This window comes from Arthrobacter sp. E3 (assembly GCF_017353415.1).
In the GTDB taxonomy this organism is placed as follows: Bacteria; Actinomycetota; Actinomycetes; order Actinomycetales; family Micrococcaceae; genus Specibacter.
In genome coordinates this window covers 1-12364 of record NZ_JAFMPX010000045.1, presented here as the reverse complement: position 1 = coordinate 12364, position 12364 = coordinate 1, and the positions used below count along the sequence as shown (strand labels likewise).

Sequence of the window (12364 nt, the reverse complement as noted above, 5' to 3'; positions counted from 1 at the left end):
ATGGAAGGCGATGAACAGCAAAGTGGCGAAGCGCCAACGTGATGGAATTCCCATGCCGCTGGGGCTGCAAGGGGCATTTGAGGCTGCTCAAATGTTTGTCATTTCCGCCTTGATCGTGGTCATTCCGTTGGGAGCCACGTGGTTCGCTGGCGGTTTTGCGGAAAAGAACCTCTCGGTCATTGCCCAACTGGCAGGGCAGATTTGGCTCGTCGGCCATGGCGTCCCACTCAGCCTGACGCTCAGCAGCGGACCCAGCTCAGCCACAGTGCAGACCGGCACGTTCAGCTTGATCCCGCTGGGACTGCTGCTCATTCCGTTCTTCCTGTCATGGCGTGCTGGCCGACGCCTGGCAAAAGCCTCCTACACAGACCAATTGTGGCAACCCCTCTTTGGTGCCCTCGCTGTCTACGCAGCGGCCGGCCTGGCCACGGGCTTCGTCTGCAGCACCCCCAACGTCAGTGCACCTCTGCTGGCCAGCACGCTGCTACCTGTCATTCCCGCAGCCGCAGGCCTCATCACCGGCTCCCGTTTGGAAGCAGGGTCCTGGAGCAGGCTCATTGGCATCAGCGCCGCCGACTGGATCTCCAAGACCAGCCAGGATCAACGGTGGGCGGGGTCCTATATGTGGACGTCCGTCAAGGCAGCCTTTATCGCCGTTGTCTCGGCAGTCTCACTTTCGGCACTCCTGCTGGCCGTCAACGTGATTGGCCGCTGGAATGACATCGTTGCCGTCTACGAGGCACTGCGTGCAGGTGCCATTGGCGGGGCTGCACTCACGCTGGCCCAGCTTGCGTACCTGCCCAACACGGCACTGTGGACGTTGGCCTGGGCCGGAGGGGACGGCTTCTCGCTTGGTGCTGGTTCAAGCGTTTCACCCCTGGGCACGTCCGTGGCACCGGTGCCACCGATCCCACTCTTGGCGGCACTGCCTACCGGACAGCTTGGCTGGGGCTTTGTGGCGCTGCTGATTCCCGTCTGCGCCGGTGTTCTTAGCGGCTGGTGGTTTGTCCGTGCCGGTGAAAACCACTTTGATGAATGGCTCTCGCTGAAGATCAGGCCGCGTTGGCTGTCACTGCCGTTGTCTACGATCTTCCTCGGCGCGGTCACAGGGGCTGTGGCAGCGGTGCTCTCCGGGGCATTGTTTTTCCTCTCACACGGCTCGGCGGGCGTCGGTCGTTTGACGGATCTTGGCCCCGACTCACTCCCCGCAGCGTTGTGGGTTGGTGCGGAAGTTGCCGTCGGCGTGCTGATTGGTGCGCTGGTGGCGCCGTGGCTGAACGGCGAACGCGACGGGCTGCCGTTGATGCGCAAGCGCAGCGACTCCGCCGAATAGGGCCAGCCCGTACCTTGACCCTAAAATTGGGTCATGCGCATAGTTGTCTTAGTCTCCGGAACCGGTTCAAACCTCCAGGCCGTCATCGACGCCGTCGCCAACGGCGTCCTGCCCGTGGAAATCGCCGCAGTGGGTGCGGACAGGCTTGGAACGTATGGTGTGGAGCGCTCTGCCAACGCGGGGCTGGAAACCTTTGAGGTGAACTTCAAGGACTTCGGCACCCGTTCCGACTGGGACGCCGCCCTGCTGGAAAAAGTGGCCTCCTACTCCCCGGACTACGTTGTTTCCAGCGGTTTCATGCGCATCGTTGCACCCGACTTCATCAACGCGTTCGAGGGCCGCTACGTCAATACCCATCCAGCGCTTTTGCCCTCATTCCCGGGCGCACACGGAGTCCGCGACGCCATGGCCTACGGGGTCAAAGTCACCGGCTGTACCGTGCATTTCGCCGACGCGGGCGTGGACACCGGCCCCATCATCGCCCAGACACCGGTGGATGTCCTGCCAGAGGACACCGAGGAATCCCTGCACGAGCGCATCAAGCTTGCCGAACGCGAACTACTCATCAAGGTCCTGGGAGACTTGGCCCACGGCTAAGCCTCTGGAAGCACGACGGCGGGAAGTTCCTTCGAGTTTTTTCGATCCAGCAGCCACGTGGAGACTTTGCCAACGAGCCAGCCCAGCACAATGGAGAAGGCGATCGCCACCACCACCGCCAGCTGGGTGGAGACACCCGGCCAGAATCTGGTCAGGATCCCAATCCCCACCGAATACAGGGACCAAATGCCGCCCGAAACCAGTGAAAACACCAAAAAGGCGCGCAGCGGGTAGCCGGCTATGGTCGCTGCCATGTTGGCGGACAGCCTACCCAACGGGATGAAGCGTGACGTCAGCATGAACATGTACGGCCGTTGCCGCAGTCTGCGCGTTCCGGAGTCAACGGCCCGCTGACGTCTGGGCCCGCGCGTGGACCCCAGACGGGTGTGGCCGAACAGCCGCATGAGCCCGTACGTAGCTACATCCCCTGCAACGGCCCCCACCAGCATGGCCAGCACCAAAAAACCCGCGTGCGGGCCGCCGTCGAGCCCGGCAAGTGCGCCCAAGGCAACAAAAACTGTGGTGCTGGGAATTGGCGGAATCAAGGCGGAAAGCGTGACGAAGCCAGCCCCGATCGCATAAATCCAAAAACTGGCCAGAAAGCCTGTGGCGTCGGCGGCGAGGTCCATACGTGGCCTTCTTTTTGAGTCATGAACATGGTGGCCGCATTGGCCACCCTATCCAGTCTATCGATGCAGCCTGTATATTTTAGCCGTGCTTGCGGCCACAGCAAAGGGAGGCGACGGCCACAGCGCCCGTTGCGGTGCACACGGCAGGCCAGGCGCCGATCTTCTTGGCCAACGGGTGGGAGGCGCCAAAGGCCAGCACGTAAGCTGCGGTCAGCGCCACAGCCCTACCTGTTCCGACGTTCTTCTTCCAGCCCATGAATGCTGCCGCGCCAGCGGTAGCCAGTACGGCGCCGCCCAGCTGGCGGTTGCCCGTGGTGCGGGCGGTTTTATAACCGCCGAGCAGTCCGGCGGTGGCGAAGGCAGTGGGAAGCAGTGGGCACATGGGATCTCCTAAAATTTGTGCGAGGGTTAAAATCTCTGTAGGCAACAGGCTAGGCGGTGAACATGACGAAACCCTGTGGAGGGGCGCCTATTCCCCTTCCGCATTGAAACCGATGGGTGCCCGACCGTGCTCGGCAATTTCGGCCTGGACTTCGGGCTTGTAGTAGCCGGGGGCTATCAAGGCGGAGAACTGCAGCACCTGAACGGGGGAGTCCTTCTTCCAATAGACCTTCAGATACACGGCAGTGCCGTTCTTTACCCCCATGCCCAGGCTTTGTTGGCCCTTGTTTCCCTCGGACATGAAATCCTTGGTATCCCACGCAGCCAGGTTTGTGCTCGAAAAGCCAAAACGCTCATTGGCGGCGGCGACGGCGGCATCCAAGGCATCGAGGCCATCGACAGACTCGAACCACGTGACGGTGTCAACGAAGGAGTTGGTTGAGTATGTGGACATTTTGAAGTCGCTGGTCTTGACGGTCAATGTGTCATGGGGAAGCACGAGGGTGATCTCCACTGGCTTGTCAACGTCCGTGGCAAGGTAGGCGACTTCATTCGCATTGGCGGGAAGCCCCACCGACTCTTGGGGCACGGAGGTGGCGCTGAGGTCGAAGCGGCCCCCGCCGTCGGCCTTGATCTTCTCGATTCCGGCCTTGTCCATCATGGAGGTGCTGGTAGTCACGGAAGTCTCCTCTGCGGTGTTGGGTTGCGTTTGAAATGGCAGCGAACATGAGGCCAGTGCCAGCGCAATGAGCAGTGCCAACACAAGCAACGGGCCATGGCGGCTCTTATTTCCCATCGAACGGATTCCCATCTCCGAAGACTATCTGGTCGCTGATGGTATCCATTCGGTTGACAATTCGGTTGGAGTCCACGGCATCTTGATATCCCTGCCCGGTCATTTGTTGCTCAACAATGGCCCGCAAGCGGTTCGGGTCGTTGGCTAAATCCATGTATGCAGGATAGGTGTCTTTGGTGATGAACTCCCAACGCTGGTCCCTGTTTGCGATATTGCCGTTAGGCAGGGGGGTCTCCACCAGAATGTTGTCATGGAGTGGGTTCGGGACGTTGACATGGGGCCCGAACGGCCCGAACGGGCCCACGGGCACTGATTCTGGCGTGGGGTAGAGGATCAACGGGCTGAACTGGGAATAGGACTGCGCGCCGGGGATGGATGGTGTTCCAACTATCGACATGGCCAGGGTGAATCCTTCGCCCTGGAGCCCGCGGCCGCGCATGGTGTCGTAGTTGTCCGCAATGACCACGTTTTGTTCATAGTTGGCCATTTTCATGGTGCCCTGTGCCAGCTTCTGTGGATCGCCGGAATTGAAGTCATTCCAGGCACTCACCACGAGGGGGTCGGAGATGACACCGGCACGGACCAGCCTGTTGATTTCCGCAATGCCGCCGTTGGCAAAGGCTTGGTGCTGGTAGCCGATGTCGTCGAAGATCTCCTTCTGCATTTCCAACAGGCTCGTCTCGAAATATGCCAACTCGCTGTCGCTCATGTGGGCCAGGGCCAGCAACTGCGCCGGCGTCAGCGGTGTCAGTCCGGGCGCGATCGCGTCGCCCACGGCCCCGCTTTGCAACATTGTGCGGGCCAGGTCGCGCATGAGGCGCACATCGGCGAAACCAGCGTCCAGGCCCGGTCCCACCATGTGGGCAAAGCCAGCCCACTGCATGCGCGGATCCTGCAAATACAGTTCGCCATAATACTTGTAGACGGCCGCGATGGTGTCCCGGTTGTACGCGTAGCCGCGCGAAGGATCCCACTTGTCGGGGTCGATCCCGGCTTCGCGCATCGCTGCCAGCAGCCAGTAATCCTTGAGGAAGTCGGCGTAGCCGCCGCCGGCAAGCTGAATCTGTGGGGGGTGGGCATCGGCCATGGCATCCAAAACTGATTTGGCCTCTTCTGGGTGCTGGGCTGCCCAATCCTTGAATTCCCGTGACTTCAGGTACGTCTCCCGCTCATCGGCGGTCATTGCCTCCAACTTTGCCTGTAGTTCGGCTGCTGCCGCGTTCGGCACCGGCGTGCTTGTGTCTTGCGGCAGCGCGCCCAGGCTGGCGGAGGAACTGGCCTTGTCCTGTTCATCGGCTTGAACTTTGAGTTGTGCAGCTAATTCAGTCAATGTGGCGGCCGCACCTCGCAGCAATGGCACGTGCGTGGCATTGACGTTCTGCGTGAAGCGGGCAGCGTCTGGGCCCTTCCACGACCGCAGCGGTGTAACGATGGAACTGAGCATCTTTGCCTGTGTGGTGAGTCGGTGAGCCGAGACGGAGAAAGTCTTGGCCAGCTCACGCAATTGTGCCGTGTCGGCACCGATGAAACCGGTCATGGCACTCCTTTTGTGTAGGCTCCGAGCCTATTTGTTGACGGCGGATCGGTTCAATGGGGAGAGCTCCCCACCACCGGTGCGGTTCGTTGTCCCTTGGCTTCCCCTCCCTGCAGCCAACCTCAATCCAGCACGGCGCCCTTGGTTTCGGGTGCGGAGAAGGCCATCCAGATGACGGCCAGCACCACCAGTCCGCCGGTCAGCGCAAACGTCAGCGGCAGGCCCAAAACAGGCCATAGCAGGGAGCCGAAGATCAGCGGCACCAGCCCGGCACCAACCCGCGAAATGGTGGAGGCCCAGCCAAACCCGGTGGCGCGCAAATGCGTTGGGTACAGCTCGGAGACGTACGTGTACAGCACCGGGATGGCCACCTGGATGACAAAGCCGAACACCAAGAGCCATATCTGGGCGGCAACCGGAGCGTCCAGCACGAGTGCAAAAATGACCAGTGACAGTGCAGCCAGTGGCCCGGTGATGGCCAGGATCCACTTGCGGCCCAACCGCTCCACGAGCAGCGCGGCGACAATGACACCCACCAGGCCAATGGCCGTCATGGAGGCGGTGGCCATGAAAGCCTTGTTCTCGGCGTAGCCGGTGGCCACCAAAATGGACGGCATCCAGGTCAGGGCCCCGTAATAGACGAGCAAAATAGTCAGGAACAGCGACCACGCAACGCCGGTGATCCGCCAATTGAAGCGCCACAATCCGGCAAGCTGGTCGGTGACCTTGCCCAGTGACAGGCGCGGGGCATCCTCTGGTTCTGGCAGCACCCACGGCTCCACCGTGGCCCCGGTGCGTTTGATCAGCTTGTCAATGACTGCCTTCGCTTCGGCTGGGCGTCCTGCCCGCACCAGAAACAGCGGCGACTCCGGCACACTGACCCGTACCCAAAAAACGAGCAATGCCGGCAGCACCATGACCAGCATGAGGTAACGCCAGTTTCCGAAGCTGGCCATCAATACGGCGGACACCACTCCGCACAGTGAGGCGCCGATGGGCCACCAGGCATCCATCGCGGTCAGCACCCTACCCCTGTGTTTGCGCGGCGTGAATTCGCCCACCAGCGCGTAATCCACCGGGATGCAGCCGCCCAGGCCAAAGCCAGCCAGGAAGCGGAATACACAAAACAGCACGATCTCATTGGACACGGCGCCCAACACCGTGAACGCGGCAAAGATCAGCAGCGTCAGGGTGAACGCCGTCTTGCGCCCGATGATGTCCGCAATGGACCCCCACGCAAATGCGCCCACGGCCATGCCGATCAAATTCGCCGTGCCGATCCATGCGGCCTGCCCCGGGCTTAGACCCCATTCCTTAGACAACAGGGGGATGAGGAAGCCGTTGAGTGTCACATCCCAGGCGTCGAACATGAAGCCGAGCCCGCCGATGAGGAAGATACTCCCTTGTACCCGCCACCGCCAGGGCAGTTCCTGAACCACGCGGTCGCCGGTCAATAATACGGTGGGGGTGCTCATGGTGCCTTCCGTTGTTGTTCAGCTACCAAGCTACCTGCCGCCGCAGTACCTGCCTCAGCCAGTACGACGTCGGACACCGCCTTGCGCAGCGACGTCGCGTCATTGCCGTCCCGGCTCGGGCTCACCCTGTTGCTGAGCAGGACGATGACGGCGCCCAGACTTTTGTCCACGAGCAGGGACGTGCCGGTGAATCCGCCGTGCCCGCGAGCGTGGGTGCCCAGGGTTCCCATCCACGGCTGCTGGTTGATGCGCACGCCTAGGCCGTGACCAAAGCCGGGGTTGTCCAAGGAGAAGTGGCTGCCGAGCATCTCCGGCAGCTGGCTGCGCCACATCTGCGCAGCCAGCGCGGGGGAGAGGATGCCGGGCAGGCCGTTGCGAAGGGCCTCGCCGAAGGTACGGAGTCCGGCAGCTGTGGCGAACAAGCCGGCATTGCCGCTCAGCCCGCCCAGCGACCAGGCCGCTTCGTCGTGGACCACACCCTGCACCAGTCCGCGTCCCAGCTGGGGTTGGAATTCGGTGGGCGCACACTGTTCAAGCGGCGGGCAGCCGGTGATGCCGCTGGTGGGGAGTTTGTCCAGCAGATGTTGTTGCACGAGGGACGCCCACGCAGTCCCCGTCACCTGCTCGGCCAACGCCATGATGGTGTTGAACCCAGCGCAGGAATACTCGAACCTTATACCGGGAGCTGATTCAAGTTCCGTGGCGAGCAAGTCCTCCACAAGCGCGTAGCGGTCAAAGCCGCGGCCCTGTGACAGTGCAGCGTGCCAGCCCCGCCATTCCGACGGTAAACCTGAGGTGTGGGTGAGCAGGTGGCGCAGCGTCACAGCAGACTTCGCTGCACTGCGGTAGTCAGCCAGGTGGGCGCTGATCGGTGCGTCCAGTTCCAACGTGCCGGAATCCACCAAGGCAAGCGCGGTGACAGTGGTGAACAGCTTCGTGACGGAGGCCAAATCAAAAAATGTGTCCGTTCTTCCAGCGCCGGCACACAGCACCGGAAGCTGCCGGCCACCCAGCGCCAGTGCGCAGCTGAGGGCGGGGGCAACCCCGTCGGTCACCGCCTGCTCAAGCAAGGCCTGAACACCGGGAACCGGAGCACCAGAAACCGGCGCACCGGGGCCGGGATTCAGCTCACCGGGGACGGGGGAGTGGTGGGATGCACGCATGGGAGGGCTCGGGCGTCGTGCTTCTACGCAGTGCCTGCGTCGATGGCTGCCGGCAGAAACCCGTCCTGGGCTGCCAGCAGTTCTGCCGCCTGCGCGGCAGGCAGGCCCGTCATGATGGCGAGGATGGCCGCTTTGACGTGGCCGTCGGCGGCGGCAAGGGCGGAGGCGGCCGTGGCGGCGTCGCAGCCGGAGGCCCGCATGAGCGTGCGCTCGCTGCGGGCGCGCAGCTTGGCGTTGGTGGCGCGCAGGTCCACCATGACGTTCTTGTACGTCTTCCCTAGCCGGACCATGGTAATGGTGCTGATCATGTTCAACACGAGCTTTTGGCACGTGCCGGATTTCAGCCGCGTGGAGCCGCTGAGAATTTCCGGACCCACCTCGATTTCCAGCGCCGTCTCGGCGGCCGCACCCAGGGCGGAGTTGTTGTTGCAGGCGAAGCCGACCGTGTAGGCACCCCGCGCACGGGCCGCCTTGATGGCGGCGATCACGTACGGAGTGCGGCCCGAGGCAGCCAGGCCGACTACTGAATCCGTGGGCCCCAACGCCAGCGCGGCCATGTCCGCCGCGCCGGCCTCTTCGCTGTCCTCGGCGTTCTCGACGGCTCGATTCACGGCAGTACGGCCGCCGGCAATGACGCCGACCACCAGTGCGGGGTCGGTGCCGAAGGTCGGCGGGCACTCGCTGGCATCCAGCACGCCCAGCCGGCCGGGCGTGCCCGCACCTACGTAAATGAGCCTGCCGCCCCGGCGCATGCGTGTGGCAATTTCATCGATGATGGCGGCGATCACCGGGAGCTGGCCTTCGATGGCGGCTGGAACCAAGGCATCCTCGCTGTTCATGGCCGCCACCAGTTCGTCGGTTCCCAACGCTGCCAGATCCGGGTACTTGGGGTTGGCGGACTCGGTCACCAGTGTGCCGATCTCGGAGCGGACATCGTCCATACTGCGTGTTTCAGGGGTTCTCACAGCTCGTCTTGCTCCTGTTCCAGCAACGAAACCACTGCCTGGGCGGCAACCCTGCTGAAGCCGTGGCAGTGGATGGTGGCCACGGCGCAGGCATGCTCGGGTACCAGGCCGGCATTGATGCAGACCGCGCCGGGCGCCGTGGCCAGCACCAGTTCGAGGGTTTCCTGCTGCTCGGGAGAGTCCAGCGAATCCACGATCACCAGGACGGCGCCTTCGGACTGCATCAGCACGATCTCCAACTCCGCACTGGAAAGCTCTGCGGCGTTGACTTCGGTTACTGCGTAGCTGCCCAATGCCTGGGCGAGGAAGTTCTGCGTGGGTCCGGCGGCCATGTTGTGACCCGTGCGGGCGTCCACGAGCGTCACCAGACCGGATCCCGTCAGTTCGGGCAGTGAAACGGCCGTGCCGTGGCCTATGGAGTCCAGCCGGCAGGCGCGGGCGGACACTGCCACCCAGTCGTAAAAATCATCGGTTTCAGGCAAGGGGTTGCCCTTGGACCACTGGGCAAGTGCCTGGACGCGGGCGCCGGCCTTGCGCAGCACCTCCACCGGCAGGCGGCCCGAGGTGGCCGCGGCAGATAAAGCGTCATACACCTCGGTGTAGCAGGATTCGTCGTCGCGGCCCGTGGTGTAGGCGTTCTGCGGGTTGCCGACGCACAGCAGGTCGTTGCCTGCCAGCAGCGCCAGCACGCCGCCCTCGCCGGGACCAACGGTGGCGCGCACGGCGGCCATGTCCAGCGCATCCGTGATGAGCACGCCCTCAAAGCCCATCTCGCGCAAAAGCGCACCGGCCGCCGGGTTCAAGGTGGCGGGGGCTTCGCCGAGTTCGGGGATGATGATGTGCGCACTCATCATGGCGGCCACACCGGCGTCGGCGGCGGCCTTGAACGGGGGCAGGTGGAACTGCCTCATCTGTTCCATGGTCAAGTCCACGCGCGCCGTGTCCATGTGCGAATCCGCCACAGTGTCCCCATGGCCGGGGAAGTGCTTGGCGCATGCTGCCACGCGCTCGGCCTGAATGCCGATGACGGCCGCAGCTGTGTGGGCACTGACCAGGGCGGTGTCGGAGCCGAAGGCGCGCACGCCGATGACGGGGTTCAGCGGATTCGTGTTCACGTCGGCTACCGGTGCAATGGTCAAGTTGATGCCGGCGTCCCGGCACAGGCGCCCGATCGCACGGCCTACGGCAGCCGTCACCGCCAGTTCATCCAAGGCGCCCAAGGCGGCGGCACCGGGAATGGTTGAGCCGTCACGGGACTGCAGGCGGGTGACGTTGCCGCCTTCCTCGTCCACGCCGATCACGGCATCCGGGTTGGTGGCGCGAATGGCTGCGGAAAGCGCCGCCACCTGTTCCGGGGCGTCGGGGTCAATGTTGTGGCTGAAATACACGACGCCGGCCAGACCGTTTCCCAGTGCCGTCGCCAACCACTGTGGCACAGTTGTGCCAATAAAGCCGGGGAGAATGACTGAATTAATCAGTCGGGGCAGGTCTGCGGGGAGGTCGGGGGCAAGGGGGCCGGCCGGGGATGCTGAGTGGTCCAGCTCACGTGATGTCATAGGGGAAATCCTACCGGCGCGATGTGGCCTAAACTTTATATGTCGCCATCGTCGATCCACCTACGGAGAATTTCTGTGACAAGCGTTCCGCTAAACCGTGTTCCCATCCGCCGAGCCTTGATTTCGGTCTATGACAAAACTGGTTTGGAGGAGTTGGCCATTGGCCTGCACGCCGCCGGTGTCGCCATTGTTTCCACAGGATCCACGGCGGCTAAAATTGCTGCCGCCGGCGTCCCGGTGACCGAAGTGTCCGCGCTGACCGGATTCCCCGAGTGCCTGGACGGGCGCGTGAAGACGCTGCACCCGCTCATCCACGCAGGCATCCTGGCCGACCGCCGCCTGCCGGACCACGTGCACCAGCTTGAAGAAATGCACGTGGCGCCCTTTGATCTGGTGGTGGTGAACCTCTACCCGTTCGTGGACACCGTGAACTCCGGCGCCGGCCAGGACGCCGTCGTCGAGCAGATCGACATTGGCGGGCCCTCCATGGTCCGCGCCGCTGCCAAGAACCACCCCTCGGTGGCCGTGGTGGTTGACCCGGCCAAGTACGGCTCCGTCATTGCCGCCGCCCAGGAAGGCGGCTTCACGCTCGTCGCCCGCCAGCGCCTCGCGGCAGCAGCCTTCGCCCACACCGCCGCGTACGACAACGCCGTGGCAGCCTGGACCTCCGCCCAGTTCCTGGATGAGGACGGCGACGGCATCATCGACTGGCCCTCCTACGCCGGCTACTCGCTGGAACGCTCCGAGGTGCTCCGTTACGGGGAAAACCCCCACCAGCAGGCAGCGCTGTACGTGGACAAGGGGGCGCCGTCGGGCATTGCTCAGGCAGACCAGCTCCACGGCAAGGCCATGAGCTACAACAACTTCGTTGACGCCGATGCCGCCCTGCGCGCAGCGTTCGACTTCGACGGCCCGGCCGTCGCCGTCATCAAGCACGCGAACCCGTGCGGTGTGGCCGTGGCCTCGCCGGACGCGGCAGACCCCATCGCCGACGCCCACGCCAAGGCCCACGCCTGCGACCCGCTCTCCGCATTTGGCGGCGTCATTGCCGCGAACCGCACCGTCACCGCCGGCATGGCCCGCACCGTGGCCGGGATCTTCACCGAAGTTGTCATTGCCCCTGACTTTGAGCCCGAAGCGGTGGAAATCCTCTCAAAGAAGAAGAACATCCGCCTGCTGTCGCTGCCCGAGGGCTACGGCCGCTACCCGGCGGAAGTTCGCCAGGTATCCGGGGGCATGCTGGTGCAGATGAGTGACCGCGTGGACGCAGACGGCGACAACCCTGCCAACTGGACCCTCGCCGCAGGCTCCCCGGCGGACGACGCCACCCTCGCCGACCTCGCCTTCGCCTGGACAGCAGTCCGCGCGGCGAAGTCCAACGCCATCCTGCTCGCCAACAACGGCGCCGCAGTGGGCATCGGCATGGGCCAGGTCAACCGTGTGGACTCCTGCAAGCTGGCCGTGGAACGCGCCAACACGCTCGGTGTTGCCGTGGAATCAGACGTTGACGGTGCCGGTGGCGCAGCAGGCACCGAAGGCGCCGTTTCTGAACAGCGCTCACGCGGCGCCGTGGCTTCCTCTGACGCGTTCTTCCCGTTTGCGGATGGTCTGCAGATCCTGCTCGACGCCGGTGTGCGCGCCGTGGTCCAGCCCGGCGGCTCCGTCCGTGATGAAGAAGTGATTGCCGCAGCCAACGCCGCAGGAATCACCATGTACTTCACCGGCGCCCGCCACTTCTTCCACTAGCAGGATCCGCCCGTGCTTGACTGGCTTGCTGAACCGTACGTTGCGGCCACCCTCATCACGGGGATTGTTGCGGCGGCTTTCCTGACGCTATTGGTGGGCATAGTGGTCCAGCTGCGCAAGCGTTGATACAGACAGCCTGCCCAACAAAACGACGCCGGGCCGTCACCTTTCGCACGAAAGGTACGGCCC

11 protein-coding genes are annotated in these 12364 nt (G+C 63.7%); 3 read left to right on the top strand and 8 right to left on the bottom strand.

Annotated elements, in window-relative coordinates; genetic code table 11:
- The first annotated feature begins 10 nt into the window (after positions 1-10).
- The gene (locus JMA46_RS14925) at positions 11-1333 is read left to right on the top strand and encodes a DUF6350 family protein (RefSeq protein WP_207346141.1); all 1323 of its coding nucleotides are present in this window, start codon (positions 11-13) and stop codon (positions 1331-1333) included.
- Positions 1334-1366: 33 nt separating this feature from the next.
- A complete protein-coding gene (gene purN, locus JMA46_RS14920; protein ID WP_207346140.1) occupies positions 1367-1930 on the top strand; it encodes a phosphoribosylglycinamide formyltransferase in 564 nt (187 codons plus the stop codon).
- Here the strand turns inward: purN and JMA46_RS14915 are convergent.
- The 8 genes from JMA46_RS14915 to JMA46_RS14880 all read right to left on the bottom strand — a co-directional run bounded on the left by JMA46_RS14915 (position 1927) and on the right by JMA46_RS14880 (position 10429).
- The gene (locus JMA46_RS14915) at positions 1927-2559 is read right to left on the bottom strand and encodes a VTT domain-containing protein (RefSeq protein ID WP_207346139.1); all 633 of its coding nucleotides are present in this window, start codon (positions 2557-2559) and stop codon (positions 1927-1929) included. The two genes, purN and JMA46_RS14915, sit on opposite strands and share 4 nt — an antisense overlap.
- Before the next feature lie 79 nt (positions 2560-2638).
- Entirely contained in the window at positions 2639-2941 is a 303-nt protein-coding gene (locus JMA46_RS14910; RefSeq protein ID WP_207346138.1) for a hypothetical protein, read from the bottom strand.
- 87 nt (positions 2942-3028) lie between these two features.
- Positions 3029-3736, bottom strand: coding sequence for a hypothetical protein (locus tag JMA46_RS14905; RefSeq protein ID WP_207346137.1), 708 nt, complete (start codon positions 3734-3736; stop codon positions 3029-3031).
- Positions 3726-5273 carry a WXG100 family type VII secretion target gene (locus JMA46_RS14900; RefSeq protein ID WP_207346136.1) on the bottom strand — a complete coding sequence of 516 codons (1548 nt, stop codon included), beginning with the start codon at positions 5271-5273 and terminating at the stop codon, positions 3726-3728. Before JMA46_RS14900 ends, JMA46_RS14905 begins: the two co-directional genes overlap by 11 nt.
- Before the next feature lie 119 nt (positions 5274-5392).
- On the bottom strand, positions 5393-6745 hold the full coding sequence (locus JMA46_RS14895; protein WP_207346135.1) for an MFS transporter: 1353 nt from the start codon (positions 6743-6745) through the stop codon (positions 5393-5395).
- The gene (locus JMA46_RS14890; RefSeq protein WP_207346134.1) at positions 6742-7908 is read right to left on the bottom strand and encodes a serine hydrolase domain-containing protein; all 1167 of its coding nucleotides are present in this window, start codon (positions 7906-7908) and stop codon (positions 6742-6744) included. Before JMA46_RS14890 ends, JMA46_RS14895 begins: the two co-directional genes overlap by 4 nt.
- Positions 7909-7931: 23 nt before the next feature.
- Complete coding sequence (gene murQ / locus JMA46_RS14885) at positions 7932-8849, bottom strand: N-acetylmuramic acid 6-phosphate etherase (RefSeq protein ID WP_207346133.1); 918 nt, start codon at positions 8847-8849, stop codon at positions 7932-7934.
- A 20-nt stretch (positions 8850-8869) separates the two neighbouring features.
- The gene (locus JMA46_RS14880) at positions 8870-10429 is read right to left on the bottom strand and encodes a glycoside hydrolase family 3 N-terminal domain-containing protein (RefSeq protein WP_207346132.1); all 1560 of its coding nucleotides are present in this window, start codon (positions 10427-10429) and stop codon (positions 8870-8872) included.
- A gap of 75 nt (positions 10430-10504) precedes the next feature.
- Between JMA46_RS14880 and purH the strand changes: the two genes are divergently transcribed.
- Entirely contained in the window at positions 10505-12175 is a 1671-nt protein-coding gene (purH, locus tag JMA46_RS14875; protein WP_348770188.1) for a bifunctional phosphoribosylaminoimidazolecarboxamide formyltransferase/IMP cyclohydrolase, read from the top strand.
- Positions 12176-12364: the final 189 nt, after the last annotated feature.